Raw genomic sequence first — 20,074 nt, forward strand, 5'->3', positions numbered from 1 at the left:
TTCTCCTAGCCGCCCACATCGAAAGCGACTAACGGAGGCCTATTTCCGCGGTGAGGCGCGGCGCTCGAAAAAGTGAGGTTGAGCAGGAGGCTTAATCCGTTGAACACCAGTTGATGGGGGCGTAAAACGATTACTTTGACAACAGCAAGGGGAAATCTTACATGCCACAGCCTGCAGAACCTAATCACCGCCGGCGTGCGGGCCGGTGTGGATACCTCTGATCTATACCTGAGCTACGGCTGATCTATACCTGATCTACCGCGCGTTCCTGCCGAAGGGGCAGGTGAGGGGTGTGGTTGTGGATTCTGTCCGTCGGAGCGCGGCGGTGGAGGCCAGAGCGATTTCGGTTTTAATGCTGGTGGCCTGTAGGATATGTCAAGTTGTCGGCACGAGCCGCACAGTTTGTAAGTATAGAGACCCAACTCGGGCACGATCCTTTCACACTTCCTTCCACGCCGGAGATGTGTTGCGGAAGGAACCGACCCGTAGTTCAACCCTGAGGGAATCGACATATGAAGAAAGATATCCACCCGGATTACCACCCGGTGGTCTTCAAGGATGCCGGTACCGGCCACTCCTTCCTGACCAAGTCCACCGCTACCTCCGATCGCACCGTTGAGTGGGAAGACGGCAACGAGTACCCGCTCATCGTCGTTGACGTCACCGCTGAGTCCCACCCGTTCTGGACCGGTGCCCAGCGCGTTATGGATACCGCTGGCCGCGTTGAGAAGTTCAACCAGCGCTTCGGTGCAATGGCTCGCCGCAAGAAGAAGAACGCGTAAGGAGGATAGGAAAAGATGGCAACTCCTAAGTTTAAGAAGTCCCGCGCGAACACCCACTCTCGCCGTTCCCAGTGGAAGGCTGACAACGTCGCCCTCCAGGAAGTCACCATCGACGGCCAGACCGTGCGCATCCCGCGCCGTCTGGTGAAGGCCGCCAAGCTCGGCCTGGTCGACGTGGAGCAGTTCTAAGGCTTTCTAAGCCTCAAGGCTGCGAATTCTGCCCCGAGGGATTCACCCTTTCTGAGTGAATCCCTCGGGGCATTTGTGTTGGCCTAGTTGCCCGCTGCAGTGACTCATTCTCGAGGCTGCAGTGCTCGGCTGCGGTGCCTTTCTTGTCTGGGCGTTCGCTGATGCCACGGGTAGTGGGGTGAATAAAATCTTAAGGGGTGATTTAAGGGGGCGAAAGAACTAGGCCCACTTCGTGAATGCGCCTTAGATAGGACATAATTGGAAACATGAAGATTCTTGTCGTGGATGACGAGCAGGCCGTACGCGAATCGCTTCGCCGCTCCTTGAAGTTTAATGGCTACGACGTAATGTTGGCCGCCGATGGCGTAGAGGCTGTCGAGATGGTCCACAGGGAGAACCCAGGACTGCTCATCCTCGATGTGATGATGCCGAACATGGACGGCTTGGAAGTCTGCCGAACCTTGCGCAGTGAGGGTTGGGACCGTCCAATCCTCGTGCTCACGGCTCGTGATGGCGTGTCTGACCGCGTTGCAGGGCTCGATGCGGGTGCCGACGATTACCTGCCCAAGCCTTTCGCTCTTGAAGAGCTTTTGGCTCGTGTTCGTTCCCTGGTCCGTCGTGCTGCTGCGGAGTCGATCAGCAAGCAGCAGCCCGTTGAAACCCAGCTGAGTTTTGAGGACCTCAAGCTCGATGCCGATACGCGTGAAGTCACTCGTGGCGACCGTCAGATTTCCCTGACGCGCACCGAATTCGCCTTGTTGCGCTTGCTCATGGAGAACCCGCGCAAGGTGCTCTCCCGCAACACCATCCTGGAAGAAGTATGGGGCTATGATTTCCCTACCTCAGGCAACGCTCTCGAGGTGTACATCGGCTACCTGCGTAAGAAGACCGAAGAAGATGGCGAGCCGCGACTTATCCACACCGTGCGTGGCGTCGGCTATGTCATGAGGGAGGCTATCGCGTGATTTTGCGGAGGCCCGCGCCCGACGCGGTGCCTTCTGAAGACCTAGATTCCACGGCGTGGTTGGGCCTGTCAGGTCGTCGCGGCTGGGCTTCGCGGGCGCCGCTTCGGTGGCGCCTTTCTTTGGTTACTGGTGTCGTTGTCGCTGTCTCGGTGGCAGTGATGACGTTGGTGACCTACTGGTTGGTTGCGGCGTCGATGACGGCGAGCGTCGACAAGCAAATCATGCAGCAAGCGGACGTGCTGATGGAGCAGGCACAGGATCCGCGCTTCGTGGAGAATATCGATCAGGAGATCGCTTCTTTTAAGCTCTACAATCCTTCGACTCGGGTCTCTATCTCTCCGCCAGCAGCTACCTTTTCCTATGGTGACGCCTTGCCGGTGGGTGGGGACTTTAAACCGGACGGGGACACCATGGAAAGCTCCATCCGTACCCTGGGTGGTGAGCGCGTGCTGGCCAAGTCCCAGGAAGGTGGCGCCACGGTAGTCCTGGCCAAGGACCTTGGTCCCACGGAGGAGATTGTGTCCGCGGTGGGCTCCGCGCTGCTGATTATCGTGGCCTTTGGCGTGCTGCTTTCCGTCTTCGCGGGAATGGTGGTGTCCAAGACCGGCATGGAGCCGATCGCTCGCCTCAAGCGGGCTGCTGATTACGTGACGCAGACCAATGACCTGCGGCCGATTGCCGTGGAGAGCAACGATGAAATGGCACAACTTACTGTGTCCTTTAACCGAATGCTTTCCGCCCTGCAGCACGCGCGCGTGCAGCAATCACAGTTTGTGGCTGATGCCGGCCACGAGCTTAAGACCCCGCTGACGTCCATGCGGACGAACATTGAGCTTCTCATGATGCTCAATAAGTCCGGTGGCGGGTTTGGCATCAGTGAGGAAGACCGGCGCGACCTCGAAGATGACGTAATGGCGCAAATGTCGGAATTGGCCACCCTGATCGGTGACTTGGTGGACCTAGCGCGCGAGGACGCCACTGAAAAGGAGCCGGAGCCCGTTGAGCTGCACGAAGTGTTGGAGAATTCGCTCAACCGCGCCAAGCGCCGCCGTCCTGACGTGGACTTCCGCGTGCGGTTTATCCCGTGGATGATCGACGGCGATCCTTTTGCCCTGGGCCGCGCCACCCTCAACCTCATGGACAATGCTGCGAAGTGGTCCCCGCCGACGGGAACCGTGCGCGTGTCCATGCGGCAAATCGCCCCCGACAAGGTGCGCCTGCGCGTTGACGATTCTGGCCCCGGCATCGCTCCGGAGGAACGGGACAAAGTATTTGAGCGCTTCTACCGTTCTGCTGAAGCCCGTGCCATGCCGGGATCCGGATTGGGCCTAGCAATCGTGAAATCCGTGGTGGAGAGGCACAATGGAGAGATCACCATCAAGGATTCCGCGGACGGCGGAACGCGCATGGAGGTTATCCTGCCCGGGCACCCCACCGAAGGTGATGCCTTGGTGGACGGGCTGGAAGACTTGCCCTACGATTTCCAGTCCGAACTCTCCGCTGAGCAGCAGTCAGCGGGGCAGCTACACGACCCCGCGGTCAGCCAACCGAAAGAGCGCAACGACCGCGGCCATATCTTTGCGGAGCGGTGGTTCAATCAGGGCTAGTGTGCCAGGGATCACCCCAGCTCAAGGCGCACAGGAAACGTCCAGCTTCTCGTAGCACACTGGCAGATTAGTATCAGATACGCGCCAGCGCGATGGTGCACACTACCTGACATGAATATGAGGAATTCGAACATGGATAACCCCATGGATAGCCCGCAGAACTTTGACGGACGGGGACAATCACAGCAGCGAGGCGAGGTACCTTCTGCGGGAAGTGAATCGAATGGCTGGAATCAGCCGCGGTCGGATACATCGAGGCAAGGCGGACAGTCGCCCTACGGAAGCCAGGCGGGGCAGGGAGCCCGGCCTACTTCTTTTGGCAACCAGCCTTCCCAGGCACCTTACGGGGCGCAGGCGCCGTATGGCGGTTCGAATTATGGATTCGGTCAACAAGGTCAGCAGCGTTTGGCAGCACAGCAGCCTTCGGCAGGGCAGCACTCGCAGGAGGGAACACAGCCTTATGCCGGTCAGCGCTACACTGCGGCGCATGCTGGTAATCAGAACCAGTTCTTCGGGGGCCAAGAGGGGGCAGGCGTACGGGTCGTGGAACCGAGCGATGAGCCTAAGGCCAAGCGCAAGGTCGGCCTGGGCACCGCGCTGTCCATGATGCTCGTAGCCTTCATCGCTGCCGGCGGTGTTACCGGCGTGGTGGTCGGAACGGTGGGCAAAGACAAGTCCTCCCCCTCGACGGTCAATGAGGTCCTGGAGCGCCAGCCGGTGGCCAACAGCACCGGTAAAGAGCCTGCCGACGGCTCCGTCGAGGACGTGGCATCGAAGGTACTTCCAGCAGTGGTATCCATTTACTCCATTACCCGCTCCGGCGGTGCCGAGGGCTCGGGCTCGATTATTTCCCCGGACGGCTACGTGTTGACCAATCACCACGTCGTCGCCGGCGCGGATCAAGGCGGGCGCTTGGAAGTGACCATGAATGATGGTTCCCGCCATAGCGCCACGTTTGTGGCCTCGGATGCGACCACGGACGTTGCTGTCATCAAGATTGATGACGTTAACGATCTTCCCTTCCTGCAGTTCGGTGATTCGGACGCAGCCGCGGTGGGGCAAGAGGTCGTTGCCGTAGGTTCCCCGTTGGGACTCAACGCTACGGTGACTTCCGGAATTGTCTCGGCCAAGAACCGTCCCGTCCGTGCTTCGCAGGAAGGTGGGGAGTCCTCGCTGATCGACGCCATCCAGACCGACGCCGCCGTCAACCCAGGCAACTCCGGTGGTCCCTTGGTGGACATGGAAGGCAACATCATTGGAATGAACTCGATGATTGCCTCGCTATCGGGTAGCTCGAATTCCGAGGGCGGTTCCATCGGTCTGGGATTCGCTATTCCCTCCAACTTTGCCAAGCGGATGGCCGATGAGCTCATCAACAATGGCAAGGTCAAGCACCCAACCTTGGGCGTTAAGGTCCGCGCGCAAAGCGACACCCTTGGTGCGGAGATCGTCGATGTAGAACGCGATAGCCCAGCCGATAAGGCAGGGCTCAAGTCTGGTGACGTGGTCACCCGCGTCAACGATCGGCTTATTGAAAGCTCTGATGCCCTCATCGCGGCAACCCGTTCCCAGGAGTTCGGCGCGACCGTGACCCTGGAGGTACGGAGCCGAGACAGCGAAGATGTGAGAAAGGTAGAGGTAACTCTGGCAAGCGAGTAAGTTAACAAATACTTGGGCGGTGCGTGAGCGCCGCACGAACACCGCACCCTGAGACCTTGTGAAGAAACCACTACCGGAAGATTCCGCCCCTACCTTTAAGGAGAACCTCCGTGGCAGAAAACACCGACGCAACTGAGTTGCTGGGGCGCGATGCCTCACGCGAACTCGATGATGTCACCGAACCAGATGACGCTTTCCTCATCGCGAGCGAACAAGAACAAAGTGTGCAAGCACCGCGCCGCGCGCTCGTCGTCATCGTTACCGACCACCCAGATGATGCAGCGCAGGACACGTCGCGCTTGGCGGGCGAACTGTTGGCTGAAGCTGATTTCACCGTCGACGGCGCAGTAATCGTTCGTTCCAAGAAGTCCAAGATCCGGCAGGCGATTGAAACCGGCGTGGTCGGGGGCGTTGACTTGGTCCTCACGATTGGCGGCACGGGCGTTGGCCCGCGCGATAAGACCCCAGAGGCGACTCGCGCGGTGCTGGACCAAATGGTGCCTGGCGTGGCGCAGGCCCTGCGCTCGTCCGGCCAAGCATGCGGTGCGGTGGATGCGTGCACATCCCGCGGCATTTCGGGAGTGTCTGGTTCAACGGTGATTGTCAACGTCGCGTCTTCCCGCGCGGCGGTACGTGATGGCATGGCTACGCTGACCCCCTTGGTGCACCACCTCGTTGATCAGCTGCAGAAGTCCAGCGTCTAATGGCTGATTCCACACCGCGTACCCCGCGTGCGCGCCGTCGCGTGAAGCGTCCGTCGACGGCCGAGAATTACGATCGCAGTTTTGATGTTCCTCACGGGCCAATGTCTGGGGCCGCTGGCTCTTCTTCCGTCGCAGGGGCCGATGAGCTGCGCACCGTGAGCTTTGATGCGGACGCAGGCGGCCCCGGTGGTGACAGCGAGGACGAGGCCACGGGGGAGGCCTTCTACCGCGAGAACATGCCGCCGCATTTTGGCACCACGCAGTAGTGCGTGAGCAGCGGGCGGAGGCATAAGAGAATCCCGCAGAACTCCGGCGAAATGCCGGTTCTGCGGGATTTTTAGGCTTGGGGCTTCTGGCTTAGATGTTGGAGCCAGGCTTGTTGGTGGTGGTGCCACCGTTTTCAGCAGCGAGCAGGTCGCGGATCTCGCCGAGCAGCTGCTCGGTGGTCGGAGCCGGTTCCTCCGGGTCAACGCCCTGGCGGCGCTTTGCGCGCTCGGTGACGGCGTTGATCGGAGCAACGATGACGAAGTAGATGACAGCGGCAACGATGAGGAAGTTGATAAGGGCGGTGATGACTGCACCGAAGTCCAGGAAGGTCTCCGGGCTATCGGTAATTGCGAAGCCCAAGCCGCCAAAGTCTGGGGAGCCGAGGGAGTTAATCAGCGGCTGGATGATGTGATCGGTGATGGAGGTAACGATCGCGGTGAAGGCGGCACCGATGATGACTGCTACGGCCAACTCGATGACGTTGCCGCGCAGGATGAAATCTTTAAAGCCCTTGAGCATGGAAATGTGTCCTTTTCTGCAATGTATGTGCTTTTCGTTCTCGCGCCTGCACTGCAGGCCGCGTGGTGAGCGCCCTCGTGGTGTTCAAATGGATGATGCCCAGTAGGAGTTGTGCCAGCAGGGGCTGGGTAGAGAGGTCATCTTGGCTTGAAAAGTAGGAGCGCTTACTAAACAAGAAGCGGGGGAATTACTGGAGTAGAGAAGACCACTGTCGAGCGCTCAAGGCATGTGTTGCCACCAAGTTATGGGGCAGGATTGACGCACAAGCTATAGCGCCTGGGTGGATGGACATATAGTAGGCAGCATTTGCGTGTCGTGGCAACATTCCATGACGACCTTTTGGGGTAAACGCGGCGATTCTCACAGAGCTGACTAACTGTGGGCGCGATCGCCTACGATGACGACCGTGAGGGGCTGCGCTAGAGACGCGGCTGCCACAGCTTCGGCTGCTTCGGCTGGTAGCGCAACGAGGAGTGTGTGCGCGCGGGCATCCTCTCCGCCGGCACCCACCGACACGACGCGTGCGCCACGGGCAATCGTTGAACCGCGGGCGGGGAGGGAAGCGTCGTCACCACCGTCGAGGGCACCGACAATATTGACCGTATCGCCGTGATGGAGGTTGCGGGCAACGTCTGGCTCGGCGAGCGTGAGTGGGATAAGGTGGCCGTCTTCCATCCCGAAGTCTGCGATGAGGTCCGAACTGAGCAGCCGGGTGGTGGTAAGTATTTCGCCGGCGCTGGCCGCCGCCACCAGAACTCGCCCCACCGCATCTTCCGGGTTGCTCCCCAACGCCGTGGCGGGGAGAGCGGAGGAGGGGACGCGGGCCACGGAGACATCGCCAAGTGCCAGCGTCTCCCCGGCGGCGACGTCCCGGGCCATGACCACCACGCGCGGCTGCTCACGGGTAGAAGCGAGCGCGCTGGCCGCCGCGGCCACGAGCAAGACTGCGGCCGTTACGCGGCGCAGAAGAACGCTGCGGCGATGCCCGGGGGTGCGCAGAACGTGAAGAAAGTCCATACCTTTTTAGACTGCGCTCCGACCCGCGCGGTTCCCAGGCGGCGGCATGGAATCTGAGAAGGGGCCGATTAAAGCCAGCGCATCCCGCGCTCGGTGAGGATGCCATCGACGGGACGGTCGTGTTCCTCGAAGGGGACGTCCCGGACCTCGCTGGAGTGGACGAGAGCCACGACAGGCGGGTTCCCAGTGGGAAGCGGGGTGAGTGCGCGGTCGTAGTAGCCGGCGCCTTTTCCGAGGCGCATGCCTGACTCGCTCACCGCCATTGCGGGCGCCAAGATGAGGTCGAGGTGCGCCAGGATTTCGCTGCTATGGCGCTGCCCGACGGGCTCTGCAATCCCTAATGCCCCTGGGCGCATGGCCTCCGGCCCGCCATACAGCGTCCACAAGAGCTCACCGTTTTTGCCTGAAATGGGAAGGTAGACCTCCTTGCAGAGTGCGGACACGGTCTCCACGAAGTCGGGGCCACCCGGCTCTGTGCCCAGGGGATGGTAGGCGGCAACACGCATCGCAGGAGTGAGTAATTCACCCACACCGGCGCACCACGCGGCGTTGTCATCAGCGCGCTGCTCGGCGCTGCGCTCGCGCCGAGCGTTCAGGAGTGAGGATCTTAAGGCGTCCTTGGGGGAGGTCGTCATGGTTGTCAATCATAGCGGGACGGCGTAGCGCAGCACGGGAGCGGGAAGGGCGCATTGTAAAGTGGAACTTATGGCTATTGCACACGAGGATTCCCACACCGGGATCGCTACGGTCGTTGTTCCCGCTGCTGGCATGGGCACCCGCTTCTTGCCCGCCACCAAGACCGTACCGAAGGAGCTGCTCCCCGTCGTTGATACGCCGGGTATTGAACTCATTGCGGAAGAGGCCGCGTCCGTGGGCGCCCAGCGCCTTGCGGTGATTACCGCGCCGAACAAGCAGGAAGTGATGCGGCACTTTGATGAGTTCCCCGATCTCGTCGAGACCCTCGACGCCCGCGGCAAAGACGAGCAAGTGGCCAAGGTCAAGCGTGCTGCTCAGTTGATCCACCCGATTTCCGTGGAGCAGGAAAAACCGCTGGGCCTGGGCCACGCGGTGGGCTTGGCGGAATCCGTGTTGGAGGATGACGAAGAATTCTTCGCCGTCATGCTGCCGGATGACATTGTCCTGCCGGCCACCGTCATGGGGGAGATGGCCCGGGTTCGCGCCGCCCTGGGCGGCAGCGTGCTGTGCGCCTTCGAGGTATCGCGCGAGGAGACCTATAACTACGGCGTCTTCGACGTTGAGGACACCAACGCGCCGGGCGTGAAGAAGGTCGTGGGCATGGTGGAGAAGCCGGATCCGGACGATGCGCCTTCGAACCTCGTGGCCACTGGGCGCTACTTGCTCGACAGGAAGATTTTTGATGCCCTTCGCCGCATCAAGCCAGGAAAGGGCGGGGAGCTGCAGCTGACCGATGCCATCGAGCTCCTTATCAAGGAAGGCCACCCCGTTCACGTCGTAGTCCACCAAGGCAAGCGCCATGACCTGGGTAACCCGGGTGGGTACATTCCGGCCAATGTTGACTTTGGTCTGCGTGATGAGAAGTACGGTCCTGCGCTCTACAAGGCGATCAAGAAGATTGTGGAGGACTACGAAGAAGAAAAGGGGCTGAAGGGCTAAGCCTTCACACGTCCAGCGCGCTAAGCTCTACTCCAGTAACTTCCATCCCTTTAGGCCCCACATACCCCAGAGTAAAGGCAGGCGGTACATGCGTTCGGTCGATGACCAGATGGCGTTCATTCTTGATGCAGCGATGACACCTGAGCCGGTACGCATCGCCATCGCGAATGCCCTAGGTCTCAAGTGCGCGGAGGAGGTGCAGGCAAACCAGCCGCTCCCGGGGTTTCCGCAAGCAGCCATTGATGGCTATGCCGTGCGCGCCGTGGACGTTGGGGGAGAAAAAGCCCTCAAGGCACGCTCCCGCCACGACGTTGAGGATGCGGATGCACCCGCCACCGAGACGGAGATTGAGCGTTCCCTGCCTGTAGTGGGGGAGGTTCCTGCAGGGTCGCGCCAGCCTTTGCGTTTGCAGCCCAAGCAAGCGGTGCGCGTGTACACGGGCGCGCCTCTGCCGACGCTTGCCGACGCCGTCCTTCCCCTCGAGTGGACCGACCGTGGCCGCAAGCGCGTGACCTCGCACCGCCCGGTGCGCTCGGGGGACTTCGTGCGCCGCGTGGGCGACGATATTCAGCCCGGGGATGTAGCCGTGTCCTCCGGTACCATCTTGGGCCCAGCGCAGATTGGCCTGCTCGCGGCGGTGGGGCGTTCGAAGGTGCTGGCGTACCCCCGCCCGCGCGTGACCATCGTGTCCTTTGGCAAGGAGCTTGTCGACGTCGACCGCGAGCCCGGCCTGGGGCAAGTCTTCGACGTGAACTCTTATTCGCTTGCAGCGGCTGCGAAGGAGGCCGGCGCCGACGTGCACCGCGTCGGCATCGCCGCCGGCGAGCCGCGTCGCGTGCGCGAGGCTTTGGAAACCTACTTGGCGCGCAGCGAGGTGCTGGTGATCTCCGGTGCCGTGGGTGGCGCGGGTTCGGAAGAAATCCGCGAGGTCCTTGATGAGTTGGGAGATGTGGATACCTCACGCGTAGCAATGCACCCAGGATCGGTCCAGGGCTTCGGTCTGTTGGGGGAGGAGCGCATCCCGACCTTCCTGTTGCCCTCGAACCCGGTGTCCGCGCTGGTTATCTTTGAGGTCTTTGTGCGCCCGCTGATCCGTCTCTCCCTGGGCAAGCGCAGCGGCCAACGCCGCGTGGTGCGCGCACGCGTGCTCAACCACATGGAATCCCGCCCGGGACGCCGCGGCTACATCCGCGCCCGGCTCATGCGGGATGCCGAAACCTCCGACTATCTGGTGGAAGGACTGGGCGGTGCGGCGGGCGCGCCGGCGCACCTGCTCGCAGGGCTCTCGGAAGCGAACGCGATGATCCGCATTCCGGAGGAAGTTACAGAGATCCGTCCCGGGGACGTGGTGGACGTCCTGTTCCTGACCCAGCGCAGCTAGCCGCCGGCACACACGTCATGCTTGATCCTTTTGGTACCGCCGCGGGGCGCTTTTCCACCCCCGCCACCGGTGGGGTCAACCCCGATCATCCGGGTTGGCCAGAAGCTACACCCGCGGTACGGCTGCGGGAGTCTCGCGTTTTCCCACGCGGGGCGACGCTACGTTTACGCCCCCTGTTGCGGAGGGACGGTGCGGCGTGGCGACGGCAGCGCATCGAGGATAGGGATTTCCTCAAACCGGTGGAGCCGACGCTGCCGACGGGGTGGGATGCGGCGCACTCCCAGTCGGCTTGGTGGAATCACCTGGTGTTTCTGCGTGACTCGGCCCGGGCCGGGACAGTGGTGCCGCTGGTCATTGAGGTTGATGGCCACTTCCGTGGGCAATTGACCTTAGGCAATATCCAGCATGGAGGGGTCAGCGAATGCTGGATTGGCTATTGGGTGCATTCCGCGGTGCACGGTGCGGGCGTGGCTACTGCTGCCTGTGCTCTTGGCGTGGACCATGCCTTTTATCGTGTGGGGCTGCATCGTGTGACGGCGACCTATCTGCCGGAGAACCCCGCTTCAGGCAAGGTGCTGCACAGCAACGGGTTCCGCGATGAAGGGTTCCTGCGCCGCAACCTGCATATCGACGGCGCGTGGCGGGACCATCACTTTTTGGCTCTTAATCGCGAGGATTTTGCCTCTGGGGCGGTGGAGCGCCTCCGTGCGGCGGGACGAATCGCGGGGGCGTAGCAGGTGTCTTAGCTGTTGGCTTAGCAGGTGGCTTAGCTGTTGCTAAGCCGGTGATGGGTTGGGGGATTGTTTCGGTCAACTACCTCTGCTTTCACTTGAGTAACAACCTTGTAATTTAGGGGTTCGTTGGTGCCCACGGGGCGGGGTTGGGCAGCTAGAGTAGGGGCCTAGTTATATTCCCTTTTTCGTCGACCCCTGAAAGTGGGACTCAGCCACATGATGACTGCCGTGCCGATCATTCTCGTAATCGTGCTGTGGCTCTTCATCCTCGCTCCGTTGCTTTTGCGCTCGCAGCGTCCGATGAGCCACACAGGTGAGGCCTTTGAAGAGACCCGCGTGCTCTTCGAAGGAGATTCTGGCTCCGTGCCGGGCCGCCGTAAACCGCGCTTGGGCAAAGACGATATCCGCCCGCACGCTCCGGCAGCAGCGGAGGCCAGCGATGAGGAAGCCGAGTATGAGCTGGTTGAGGCCGAGGGGGTTGCTGATACCGCGGAGTCGCTCCAGGGCGATGGCGAAGGAAAGAGCGCTGCCGAATCCGTAGTGGCGGACACGATTGATGGCGAAGTCGTAGAAGCTGAGGACGCCGAGACGGACTTCGAGCTCGAGGACGATTCCGACGACGCTGCCGAGGATGATCATGGGTCGGAGCAGGAGGCTGAGAACGTTGAGGCGGATGCTGCCGAGGTATTCACGGCTCCTGCCAACGCCGGCGTGGCCGTGGATGCCTATGACTTCGATGAGACCTATACCTCGCCGGTTGATCTGATGTATCCGGGTGCCATCGACGCGGTGGAGGAAGCACCGGCTGCGTCTGATGTGAGCAACTCCGACGAAGCAGCGGTTGAAGCGGAGAGCGCTGATGCCGAAGACACAGAGGAAGGCTCGGACGCAGTCCCGCAGGGCGGGGACCTTGTTGCTGCTGAGACTGAGGACGAGGATGTGAGCGGAAGCGATACCGAGCTGTCCGCCGAGGAACTGGCCTTCGCCCAGCGCCGCCTGGGCCGCGGTGGCTGGGATCCGGTGAAGGAAAAGGAAGCCTCCGCAACGCGTTATCAGCGCCGCCAGCGCACGCTCATCGGCTTGGCGGTAGCAGTGGTAGCTACGGTGTGCCTGGGCATTGTCGTGGGGAGCTGGACGTGGTGGCTGGCGGGTATTGCCGGCGTTATGACCATGGTCTACCTGGTGGCACTGCGCGCCCAGGTGCGCCGCGAGCGGGAGCTGCTGCGCCGACGCGTCTACCACCTGCGCCGCGCTCGTTTGGGTGTGCGTAATGCGGAGAACCCTGCCGAGTCGCTGCCACCCAACTTGCGCCGCCCGGGCGCACTCATCCTGGAAATCGATGATGAAAGCCCGGACTTTGACTACCTGCCCGTCTACTCGGAGGGCGATAGCGACGATGGCTTCGACGGTCCCCATCCCTCTCCACGCCAGCGCCGCGATGACCTAGCAGCCCGCCGAGTTGGTTAATCCACCCGGCCCCTAGGCCGGCCAGATGCCGGATGTGCCGCGGCGATGGGAGCCTACTAGGTGGGCGTCAACCATCCCGATGGCCGTCATCAGGGAGAAACACGTCACTGGGCCGACGAATTTGAAGCCGGCCTTCTTCAAAGCCTTGGACATGTCCAAGGCTTCTTGCGTGTATTTTGGAATATCCTCTTCGCTTTCCGGCGCAATCGTGTCAGCGGGCAGGAAGCTCCAGATGAATTCATCGAGCCCGCCTGTCTCCCGCAAGGCCACCGTGGCCTTCGCGTTGTTAAGCACCGCGTTGATTTTCAAGCGGTTGCGGATGATCCCCGCATTGTTCATGAGGCGCTCGACTTCTTCCTCCCCGAAGCTGGCCAGTAGGTCTGCATCAAAGCCCACAAAGGCAGCGCGGAAGGCTTCGCGCTTGCGCAGCACTAGTTCCCAGCTCAACCCGGCCTGGAAACCTTCCAGGCAGAGGCGTTCCAGTAGGGCGGATTCCTCATGGACGGGCATACCCCATTCGGTGTCGTAATACTCCTGGAGAAGCGGGGAGGTCATTGCCCAGGCGGGGCGGCCAAGCCCCGCGGAGTCATAAACAAGTCTCGTATCGTTTGCCATCTGTGTACTAGTCATGCCTTTTTAGACTGCAGAATCGGTTCATCGGTTCCCCACGGCTCTCACGGCCTCGTGCCGCAGAGCGTGGCCTCGTGCTCCAACAGCATCTGCTTCGCGGCTGTGCCCCCACGATAGGAACCGAGGCCGCCGCTTGCCGGAACGACGCGGTGGCACGGCACCACGATGGGAAGCGGGTTGGTGGCACAGGCGCTTCCAGCAGCGCGGGCGGCCTTCGCACTACCGGCGGCAGCAGCGAGGCGCGAATAAGTCCAGCGCTCGCCGTACGGGATATCGCGCAGCGCACGTTGCGCGCGGTCGCGGAAGGTGTGCGGGGATGCGGGGACGTCGAGAAGCAGCTCAAAGTCCCTGCGCGTGCCCCCAAAGTATTCGGTGATCTGCTGGGCAGCGGCGACGAGGGCGTCGGCCCCCGCAACACCAGCGCCCGCAGTACTGGGGTGTCGGGCGCTGGTAGGGCCATCGGGAAAGCGTTGCAGACCGCTGAAATCCGGGGATTCACCGGGGAAATACACCCTTGACAAACCCCGCAAAGAGGCGACTAGGAGAAGACGGCCGAGCGGAGTGTCCAGCGAGGTCCACATGTGCATGGTAGGAGGGGAGTCCTTTCGGAGGGAGGTGGCCATCCAGGGTAGTCTATGAACCATGAATAGACCCGCCGTACGCGATGCCGCGCTGCTCATCTTCCGCGCGGTGCTGGGAGTTATCTTCGTCGCGCACGGTGTGGACAAGATGTTCTTTAGCGGCATGGACGAGGTAACCGGTCAATTCTCCGCATGGGGAGTTCCGCAACCGCAGACCTCGGCGTACTTGGCTGCCTTCGCAGAAATGCTGGGCGGGGCGGCCCTCGTAGTCGGCCTGCTCACCACCTTTGTGGCAGGGGCATTGGCGCTGCTTATGGCCTGTGCGTTGTACTTCGTACATATGGGCAATGGACTCTTCGCCGCCGATGGTGGCATCGAGTACCCGCTGGTGCTCATCGTGTCGCTGCTCATGATCGTTGTCTTCGGCTCCGGCCGGGCGAGTGTGGATGGGGTGTTGAGCCGTGCTGACGCATGAGCAGGTGCAAGCGGCGATCTCCGCGCAGCTCGATGGGGAAGCCCCGCAGCTGGCGCCCGATGTCATTGACGCGCATGTCTCCGGCTGCCCGGAGTGTGCCGCCTTCCGGGAGAAGGCGGCGGCCTTGTCTCGCTCACTGAGCCTCGTGGAACCTGAGGGCCTCCCGCCGCAGGACTTGTCGGAAGTCATCCTGGCTGGCGTGGAGCCGGAGTGGCAGCGGGCCTCCAGCGCGCGGCAGGCATCGCTCACGCTGGCTCGGGTAGCTCTCGGAGTGTTGGCCGTGGCGTTTCTGATCTGGGCGATCGTGGTCGTCGTCAGTGCTTCCGGCTTGACCACCCTGGGCAGTGAAGGAACCCTCGCGGAAGGGGCCGACCCGGAGCGCGCACACCTTCTGATGGAGGCTGCGGCGCTGCGCTTCGGCCTGGCGAGCGGTTTAGTTTTTGCTGCCTGGCGCCCAGCCTCAGCGCCTGGATTGCTGCCGGTGGTCTGCACGATATTCGCGTTCTTGTGCGGCTTTACCATGCGCGACTTTGCCTTGGGCAGCGTTGTCGCGGAGCAGGTTTATATCCTCATCGGCACCGGTCTCGCAACGGCCAGCCTGGGGTGGGCGTGGGCGGCCGACCGGGGCTTCTTGCTACGGGACGTGTATAGGACGTTGTCCGCTAACCCGCGCTAAGCCTTAAAGGCCACGTCTACGAGGCCGAGTCTAAGGGCCCAAGCCTAAGTGGCTTGGGCCAGAGGGGGTAGGGCCAGGGGCTTAGGTCCAGGACGGTAGCCACATCATGGAGTGATACCAAGAATCCGGGATGAGGTAGCCGTAGAGAATCGGGGAGAAGTAGGCAAACATTGCCACGACGAGCGCGGCGTAGCACACGGTAAGGAAGGTGCCCAGCGGCATCGCGGCCCCAAAAAGCTCCGTGAGCCAGCGCCACCGTAGAACCCGTCCACGTCCAATCATTTGCCCCAAAGCCAGAGAGATCAGCACGATGACGAACGGAATGAACGCCGTGGCGTAGAAGAAGTACATCTGTCGGTCAAAGACCATGAGCCAGGGCAGGAAACCCGCCGCGGCACCCACAAGCGGGATGAGGAAGGCGCGGTTGCGTCGCACGAGCAAGGACCACAGTCCCCACAGCACCGCCGGGATGACCAGCCACCAAATGACCGGGGTACCAAAGAGGTACAGCATCCTGCGGCAGGATCCGCCGTCCCCGCAAGAGATGTCCGTGGAGGAGTAGTAGAGGATGGGGCGTGCGGCCACCAGCCAAGCCCATGGCTTGGAGTCCCAGGGGTGGCTGTGGCCACCTGAGGAGGTCAAGGAGGCGTGGAACTCCAGCACAGAGGAGTGGTAGTAGAACCAACCGGCAAGAGGCTCGGGGAGGTGGAGCAACCAAGAGCCATCCTCGATCGTGCCGTCAACCTTCGCGTGGCGGTAGACGGCGGTCTCATCGGCAAACCAAGCGCGCCAAGACCACGCATACAGGGCTACGGGGACCGCAACGAGTGAGGCCAGGGCTGCTGGGGTATCGCGTACCAGCGTGCCCACGATGTAGCGGCGTACGCCATACAAGCGGCGCAGAGCGAGATCCGAGAAAACGCTCATGAGACCGAAGAACATGATGTAGTACAGGCCTGACCACTTCACGGCCAGCGTTAGCCCCAGGAAAACGCCGGCAGTAAAACGCCACCACCGGAAACCAAATCTGGGGCCGAAGTCGGAGTCCCCCATCGTGCCTGACAGGAAGGCGGCGTGCAGGCGCTCGCGCATCTGCTGGTGATCCCGCGCCAAGGCCCAGGCAGCGGCGACGATGAAGAAGACCTGGAAGATGTCAAGCATTCCGAACTTGGAGGCCACGAGCAGCACGCCGTCGCACACGGCGAGCAGGCCGGCGAGGAAGCCCACCTGCCAGGAACCGGACAAGCGGCGTGCCAGCGCCATGGTGAGTAGCACGGTGCCCACGCCAAAGAGCGCGGCCATGGCCCGCCAGCCCAGTGGGGTGTAGCCGAAGATGGCCTCCGATATCGCGACAATCTGCTTGGCCAGCGGTGGGTGCACAACCAGGCCGTAGCCCGGGTTGGACTCGATGCCGCCGAGGAAGAGGTTGTGCCAGCTGGTGACCATATCCCATGCCTGCGGCACGTAATGCTTCTCGTCGAAGACGGGAGTTCCCTCGGAGACCGGTGCGGTGAGACCTGCAAACCGCGTGATGAATGCCAGCACAGCGATGATAGCGGTGCTGATCGTGTCGGCCTTGGTCCAGGTGTAGTGCCGGGGAGCAGGGGGAGCTGGCCGGGTATGGATGCCGCGGGCGGCGGGGACGCGCGCGCGGCTGGTGTGGCCAGATCGATCAGTAGGGATAGCGATACTCACGCGGAAGAGTCTAGCGTGCGTGTGCCATGCTGGGGGTATGAGTCTTCAGCTTGAACCCCTGCCGCGTGGAGTCATCCTGGCCGCCACGCCGCTGGGAAATCCCGGTGATGCTTCTGCTCGATTGATGCAGGCGTTGGGCCACGCGGATGTGATCGCTGCGGAAGACACCCGCCGCGTTCGTAACCTGGCCCAGGCGCTGGGGGTAGAGATCCGCGGCAAGGTGGTTTCCAATTTCGACCACAACGAAGAGGAGCGCTCGCGCGCGCTCGTCAACGCTGCCCGGACGGGCACGGTTCTCGTGGTGTCGGATGCTGGCATGCCGCTGGTCTCCGATCCTGGGCACTCCATCGTCACCGCTGCGGTGGAAGCGGATGTGCCTGTGACCTGTTTTCCGGGGCCCTCGGCGGTGCCGACTGCGCTTGCACTTTCCGGACTGGGGGTGGGGCATTTCCTCTTCGATGCCTTCCCGCCGCGCAAACCCGGACCGCGTAAAGCCTGGCTGGAGTCCCTCGTGGGGGAGCGCCGTGCCATTGCTTTCTTTGAATCCCCGCACCGTCTAGCGCAGACGCTTGGCGACGCCTCAGCGATCCTCGGCGCGGAGCGCCGCGCTGCGGTCTGCCGTGAGCTGACGAAGACCTACGAGGAAATCAAGCGTGGCACCTTGGGCGAGCTTGCCGAGTGGGCGCAGGAGAATGCGCGGGGTGAAATCACCGTCGTCATCGAGGGCGGGGATGCCGCACCCGTGTCGTTGGAGGCCCTCGTGGAGCAGGTCCGTGCGGAGGTTGAGCGGGGCGTGCGGGCCAAGGATGCCTGCAAGCAAGCAGCAGCGGGAACCGAGTGGTCCAACCGTGAACTTTATGATGCATACCTCGCCGCGCGCGGCTGAGCTTTAACAATAAATTCTGGTGATGCCCGTCTCTTTTGGGCCAATCGTTATGGCATCGTTATGTCACCCGGCGTGGCCGCGGCATGCGCGGTAGGGATGCCATACCTCGGAAGTGCCTCCGAACAAGCTGGCAAGCTGCACAGTTGCGGTACAGATTCGGCAGCTGCGGTGGAATAGCGGTCGTGCAAAGAAGCTCGTGACAGACGCTTTAGGAACGCTATATGCCCGAAATGCATGTGGTGAATAGTCTTTTTGTTTCCGTTTTAGTTTGACTAGTTGATGAGACAGCACCAAGGTCGGGAGGTATGACAGACTCGACGAATGCAGACAATGTAAAGGACACGGGGGTGTCTTCGGCTGTGCCCCAAGGCGAGAGCTCGCCGGCCGCGGTTGAGGAATACCGCACCGTCGACGAGCGCCTCGAGGAGGCCTCGGCCACAAGCCAGCTCCAGGATATGCTCACCAATAAGGCGTTCAATCCTGAGGCGGCTCCCGCGCCGGTGGAGGAGGAAGAGGACGAGAAGTTTGGCCCAGGCGGCATTGATTCACCGATCGACTGGACCATTGTGGGAATCGCCGGCCTGCTCGTTGCCGCCTTTGTGGCATGGGGCTTGGCCGCTCCAGAGAGCTTTGCCTCCTTCTCCAGCAATGCTCTGAGCTTCGTGGTGAATAACTTTGGCTGGGCCTATGTGCTCTTCGGGACCATTTTTGTGGTTTTCGTTATCTGCGTTGCGGCCTCGAAGTTCGGCACCATTCGTTTGGGCAAGATTAACGAGGAACCGGAATTCTCCACGGCCTCTTGGATTGCGATGATGTTCGCTGCCGGCATGGGCATCGGCTTGATGTTCTATGGTGCTTCCGAGCCGCTCAACTACTTTAAGAACGGCGTTCCGGGCCATGGTGAGAATGAGGTAGGAACCTCAATGGCCACGGCCATGTTCCACTGGACCCTGCACCCATGGGCCGTGTACGCCATCGTGGGGCTTGCCATCGCTTATTCCACCTTCCGTATTGGCCGCAAGCAGTTGTTGAGCCAGGCCTTCGTGCCGCTCATTGGCCAGCGCGCCGCCGACGGATTCGCAGGCAAGATCATTGATATCTTGGCCATCTTCGCCACCGTCTTTGGCACCGCTTGTTCGCTGGGCCTCGGCGCGATGCAGATTCAGGCAGGCCTGCAGGCCTCCGGAATTATTGAGAACCCCACGCAGAACGTCGTCATCGGCATCGTTCTCGTGCTGACCTTGGCCTTTATTCTGTCGGCCATGTCGGGTGTAGGCAAAGGTATTCAGTACCTCTCTAACACCAATATGGTCTTGGCGGCTCTGCTGGCCATCTTCGTGTTCGTCTTCGGCCCAACCGTGTCGATTTTGAACCAGATCCCAGGCTCCATTGGTAACTACCTGGCGAACTTCACCGAGATGATCGCTCGTACCGCTGAGTCCGATAACGGAAACGCTGGCGAGTGGCTATCTACCTGGACCATTTTCTACTGGGCTTGGTGGGTTTCCTGGTCGCCGTTCGTGGGCATGTTCCTCGCCCGCATTTCGCGCGGCCGTTCCGTCCGCGAGTTCTGCGTTGGTGTGCTTCTCGTCCCGGCTGGTGTCTCCACGGTGTGGTTTGCCATCTTCGGCGGTACCGCCATCCACATGGAGCAGAACGGCAACTCCATCTCCGGTGAGTCTGCCGAGCAGGAGCTGTTCAACCTGCTGCAGAACCTCCCCGGTGGTTTCATCGCGGGCATCGTCGCCGCCCTGCTCCTGGCCACGTTCTTCATTACGTCGGCCGACTCGGCGTCGACAGTCATGGGCTCGATGTCCCAGTCTGGCGCTACCACCGCTAAGCCGTGGCTATCCGCCGCCTGGGGTGTGCTCACCGCAGCCGTTGGCCTGACCCTGTTGCTGTCCAGCGAGGACTCCCTGTCGAACCTGCAGAACGTCACCATCGTGGCGGCGCTGCCATTCCTTTTCATCCTTGTCGGCCTCATGTTCGCTATTTACAAGGACTTGAGCAACGACGTGATTTACCGCGAGTACCGCGAGTCCCAGGCCTTCCAGCGCAAGATGGCGCGTGAGCGTCGCCTGCACCGCGAGTTCCAGCGCGAACAGGCCTACAAGGCCCGCCGCCGCCAGCACAGCCAGAAGAACTAGTTCTGGCGCGAGCATTTCTCTCATACACCCCCTCACTGCATTGCCGGTGAGGGGGTGT

21 protein-coding genes are annotated in these 20,074 nt (G+C 61.8%); 15 read left to right on the forward strand and 6 right to left on the reverse strand.

Going from position 1 to position 20,074, the window contains the following annotated elements:
• The first annotated feature begins 512 nt into the window (after positions 1 to 512).
• The 7 genes from HMPREF3056_RS08480 to HMPREF3056_RS08510 all read left to right on the forward strand — a co-directional run bounded on the left by HMPREF3056_RS08480 (position 513) and on the right by HMPREF3056_RS08510 (position 6,172).
• Complete coding sequence (locus HMPREF3056_RS08480; protein WP_005530151.1) at positions 513 to 782, forward strand: type B 50S ribosomal protein L31; 270 nt, start codon at positions 513 to 515, stop codon at positions 780 to 782.
• Between the two features lie 15 nt (positions 783 to 797).
• On the forward strand, positions 798 to 971 hold the full coding sequence (gene rpmF, locus HMPREF3056_RS08485; RefSeq protein ID WP_010187615.1) for a 50S ribosomal protein L32: 174 nt from the start codon (positions 798 to 800) through the stop codon (positions 969 to 971).
• Positions 972 to 1,237: 266 nt separating this feature from the next.
• On the forward strand, positions 1,238 to 1,936 hold the full coding sequence (locus HMPREF3056_RS08490) for a response regulator transcription factor (protein ID WP_049154197.1): 699 nt from the start codon (positions 1,238 to 1,240) through the stop codon (positions 1,934 to 1,936).
• Positions 1,933 to 3,543 carry a HAMP domain-containing sensor histidine kinase gene (locus tag HMPREF3056_RS08495; protein WP_049154199.1) on the forward strand — a complete coding sequence of 537 codons (1,611 nt, stop codon included), beginning with the start codon at positions 1,933 to 1,935 and terminating at the stop codon, positions 3,541 to 3,543. The genes HMPREF3056_RS08490 and HMPREF3056_RS08495 overlap by 4 nt, the downstream gene beginning before the upstream one ends.
• 111 nt (positions 3,544 to 3,654) lie before the next feature.
• Positions 3,655 to 5,202 carry a S1C family serine protease gene (locus tag HMPREF3056_RS08500; protein WP_246822493.1) on the forward strand — a complete coding sequence of 516 codons (1,548 nt, stop codon included), beginning with the start codon at positions 3,655 to 3,657 and terminating at the stop codon, positions 5,200 to 5,202.
• Positions 5,203 to 5,312: 110 nt separating this feature from the next.
• Positions 5,313 to 5,906, forward strand: coding sequence for a MogA/MoaB family molybdenum cofactor biosynthesis protein (locus HMPREF3056_RS08505; RefSeq protein WP_046646961.1), 594 nt, complete (start codon positions 5,313 to 5,315; stop codon positions 5,904 to 5,906).
• Positions 5,906 to 6,172, forward strand: a complete 267-nt coding sequence (locus HMPREF3056_RS08510) for a hypothetical protein (protein WP_070681895.1) — start codon at positions 5,906 to 5,908, stop codon at positions 6,170 to 6,172. The genes HMPREF3056_RS08505 and HMPREF3056_RS08510 overlap by 1 nt, the downstream gene beginning before the upstream one ends.
• Positions 6,173 to 6,263: 91 nt before the next feature.
• Here HMPREF3056_RS08510 and mscL read toward each other — a convergent pair whose 3' ends face one another.
• The 3 genes from mscL to HMPREF3056_RS08525 all read right to left on the reverse strand — a co-directional run bounded on the left by mscL (position 6,264) and on the right by HMPREF3056_RS08525 (position 8,344).
• Positions 6,264 to 6,692: a large conductance mechanosensitive channel protein MscL gene (mscL, locus tag HMPREF3056_RS08515; protein ID WP_070681892.1), complete on the reverse strand. Its 429-nt coding sequence runs from the start codon at positions 6,690 to 6,692 to the stop codon at positions 6,264 to 6,266.
• A 372-nt stretch (positions 6,693 to 7,064) separates the two neighbouring features.
• On the reverse strand, positions 7,065 to 7,709 hold the full coding sequence (locus HMPREF3056_RS08520) for an SAF domain-containing protein (RefSeq protein ID WP_070754560.1): 645 nt from the start codon (positions 7,707 to 7,709) through the stop codon (positions 7,065 to 7,067).
• A 68-nt stretch (positions 7,710 to 7,777) separates the two neighbouring features.
• Positions 7,778 to 8,344 (reverse strand): 5-formyltetrahydrofolate cyclo-ligase, encoded by a 567-nt coding sequence (locus HMPREF3056_RS08525; RefSeq protein ID WP_049154209.1) that lies wholly within the window; start codon positions 8,342 to 8,344, stop codon positions 7,778 to 7,780.
• A 70-nt stretch (positions 8,345 to 8,414) separates the two neighbouring features.
• On the opposite strand from HMPREF3056_RS08525, the gene HMPREF3056_RS08530 reads away from it, so the two are divergent.
• From HMPREF3056_RS08530 to glpR, 4 genes are all read left to right on the forward strand, one after another.
• Entirely contained in the window at positions 8,415 to 9,344 is a 930-nt protein-coding gene (locus HMPREF3056_RS08530) for a UTP--glucose-1-phosphate uridylyltransferase (RefSeq protein WP_046646956.1), read from the forward strand.
• A gap of 88 nt (positions 9,345 to 9,432) precedes the next feature.
• Complete coding sequence (glp, locus tag HMPREF3056_RS08535) at positions 9,433 to 10,725, forward strand: molybdotransferase-like divisome protein Glp (RefSeq protein WP_070510397.1); 1,293 nt, start codon at positions 9,433 to 9,435, stop codon at positions 10,723 to 10,725.
• A gap of 17 nt (positions 10,726 to 10,742) precedes the next feature.
• Entirely contained in the window at positions 10,743 to 11,459 is a 717-nt protein-coding gene (locus HMPREF3056_RS08540) for a GNAT family N-acetyltransferase (RefSeq protein WP_083317799.1), read from the forward strand.
• A 216-nt stretch (positions 11,460 to 11,675) separates the two neighbouring features.
• Positions 11,676 to 12,926 carry a divisome protein SepX/GlpR gene (gene glpR / locus HMPREF3056_RS08545; protein ID WP_070754561.1) on the forward strand — a complete coding sequence of 417 codons (1,251 nt, stop codon included), beginning with the start codon at positions 11,676 to 11,678 and terminating at the stop codon, positions 12,924 to 12,926.
• Between the two features lie 12 nt (positions 12,927 to 12,938).
• On the opposite strand, the gene HMPREF3056_RS08550 is transcribed toward glpR, so the two are convergent.
• Together HMPREF3056_RS08550 and HMPREF3056_RS08555 are read right to left on the reverse strand one after the other, a co-directional pair.
• Entirely contained in the window at positions 12,939 to 13,556 is a 618-nt protein-coding gene (locus tag HMPREF3056_RS08550; protein ID WP_080975044.1) for a DNA-3-methyladenine glycosylase I, read from the reverse strand.
• 44 nt (positions 13,557 to 13,600) lie between these two features.
• On the reverse strand, positions 13,601 to 14,179 hold the full coding sequence (locus HMPREF3056_RS08555) for a methylated-DNA--[protein]-cysteine S-methyltransferase (protein WP_246822494.1): 579 nt from the start codon (positions 14,177 to 14,179) through the stop codon (positions 13,601 to 13,603).
• A 19-nt stretch (positions 14,180 to 14,198) separates the two neighbouring features.
• Here HMPREF3056_RS08555 and HMPREF3056_RS08560 point away from each other — a divergent pair, with 19 nt between their 5' ends.
• Both HMPREF3056_RS08560 and HMPREF3056_RS08565 read left to right on the forward strand, forming a co-directional pair.
• Positions 14,199 to 14,612, forward strand: coding sequence for a DoxX family protein (locus tag HMPREF3056_RS08560; protein ID WP_046646952.1), 414 nt, complete (start codon positions 14,199 to 14,201; stop codon positions 14,610 to 14,612).
• Positions 14,599 to 15,288, forward strand: coding sequence for a zf-HC2 domain-containing protein (locus tag HMPREF3056_RS08565; RefSeq protein ID WP_046646951.1), 690 nt, complete (start codon positions 14,599 to 14,601; stop codon positions 15,286 to 15,288). The genes HMPREF3056_RS08560 and HMPREF3056_RS08565 overlap by 14 nt, the downstream gene beginning before the upstream one ends.
• 81 nt (positions 15,289 to 15,369) lie before the next feature.
• On the opposite strand, the gene HMPREF3056_RS08570 is transcribed toward HMPREF3056_RS08565, so the two are convergent.
• Positions 15,370 to 16,914: a dolichyl-phosphate-mannose--protein mannosyltransferase gene (locus HMPREF3056_RS08570; protein ID WP_246822392.1), complete on the reverse strand. Its 1,545-nt coding sequence runs from the start codon at positions 16,912 to 16,914 to the stop codon at positions 15,370 to 15,372.
• Between the two features lie 106 nt (positions 16,915 to 17,020).
• Between HMPREF3056_RS08570 and rsmI the strand changes: the two genes are divergently transcribed.
• Positions 17,021 to 17,869 (forward strand): 16S rRNA (cytidine(1402)-2'-O)-methyltransferase, encoded by an 849-nt coding sequence (gene rsmI, locus HMPREF3056_RS08575; RefSeq protein WP_046646950.1) that lies wholly within the window; start codon positions 17,021 to 17,023, stop codon positions 17,867 to 17,869.
• Positions 17,870 to 18,174: 305 nt separating this feature from the next.
• Positions 18,175 to 20,016: a BCCT family transporter gene (locus HMPREF3056_RS08580; protein WP_070754563.1), complete on the forward strand. Its 1,842-nt coding sequence runs from the start codon at positions 18,175 to 18,177 to the stop codon at positions 20,014 to 20,016.
• Positions 20,017 to 20,074 lie beyond the last annotated feature (58 nt).

The organism is Corynebacterium sp. HMSC056F09 (assembly GCF_001815785.1).
GTDB lineage: Bacteria > Actinomycetota > Actinomycetes > Mycobacteriales > Mycobacteriaceae > Corynebacterium > Corynebacterium hiratae.

Excerpts from the sequence above, each read along its gene's own strand:
- HMPREF3056_RS08480 (WP_005530151.1), top strand. The coding sequence starts at position 513 with ATGAAGAAAGATATCCACCCGGATTACCACCCGGTGGTCTTCAAGGAT.
- rpmF (WP_010187615.1), top strand. The coding sequence starts at position 798 with ATGGCAACTCCTAAGTTTAAGAAGTCCCGCGCGAACACCCACTCTCGC.
- HMPREF3056_RS08490 (WP_049154197.1), top strand. The coding sequence starts at position 1,238 with ATGAAGATTCTTGTCGTGGATGACGAGCAGGCCGTACGCGAATCGCTT.
- HMPREF3056_RS08500 (WP_246822493.1), top strand. The coding sequence starts at position 3,655 with ATGAATATGAGGAATTCGAACATGGATAACCCCATGGATAGCCCGCAG.
- HMPREF3056_RS08510 (WP_070681895.1), top strand. The coding sequence starts at position 5,906 with ATGGCTGATTCCACACCGCGTACCCCGCGTGCGCGCCGTCGCGTGAAG.
- mscL (WP_070681892.1), bottom strand. The coding sequence starts at position 6,692 with ATGCTCAAGGGCTTTAAAGATTTCATCCTGCGCGGCAACGTCATCGAG.
- HMPREF3056_RS08520 (WP_070754560.1), bottom strand. The coding sequence starts at position 7,709 with ATGGACTTTCTTCACGTTCTGCGCACCCCCGGGCATCGCCGCAGCGTT.
- HMPREF3056_RS08525 (WP_049154209.1), bottom strand. The coding sequence starts at position 8,344 with ATGACGACCTCCCCCAAGGACGCCTTAAGATCCTCACTCCTGAACGCT.
- HMPREF3056_RS08530 (WP_046646956.1), top strand. The coding sequence starts at position 8,415 with ATGGCTATTGCACACGAGGATTCCCACACCGGGATCGCTACGGTCGTT.
- glp (WP_070510397.1), top strand. The coding sequence starts at position 9,433 with ATGCGTTCGGTCGATGACCAGATGGCGTTCATTCTTGATGCAGCGATG.
- HMPREF3056_RS08540 (WP_083317799.1), top strand. The coding sequence starts at position 10,743 with ATGCTTGATCCTTTTGGTACCGCCGCGGGGCGCTTTTCCACCCCCGCC.
- glpR (WP_070754561.1), top strand. The coding sequence starts at position 11,676 with ATGATGACTGCCGTGCCGATCATTCTCGTAATCGTGCTGTGGCTCTTC.
- HMPREF3056_RS08550 (WP_080975044.1), bottom strand. The coding sequence starts at position 13,556 with ATGACTAGTACACAGATGGCAAACGATACGAGACTTGTTTATGACTCC.
- HMPREF3056_RS08555 (WP_246822494.1), bottom strand. The coding sequence starts at position 14,179 with ATGGCCACCTCCCTCCGAAAGGACTCCCCTCCTACCATGCACATGTGG.
- HMPREF3056_RS08560 (WP_046646952.1), top strand. The coding sequence starts at position 14,199 with ATGAATAGACCCGCCGTACGCGATGCCGCGCTGCTCATCTTCCGCGCG.
- rsmI (WP_046646950.1), top strand. The coding sequence starts at position 17,021 with ATGAGTCTTCAGCTTGAACCCCTGCCGCGTGGAGTCATCCTGGCCGCC.
- HMPREF3056_RS08580 (WP_070754563.1), top strand. The coding sequence starts at position 18,175 with ATGACAGACTCGACGAATGCAGACAATGTAAAGGACACGGGGGTGTCT.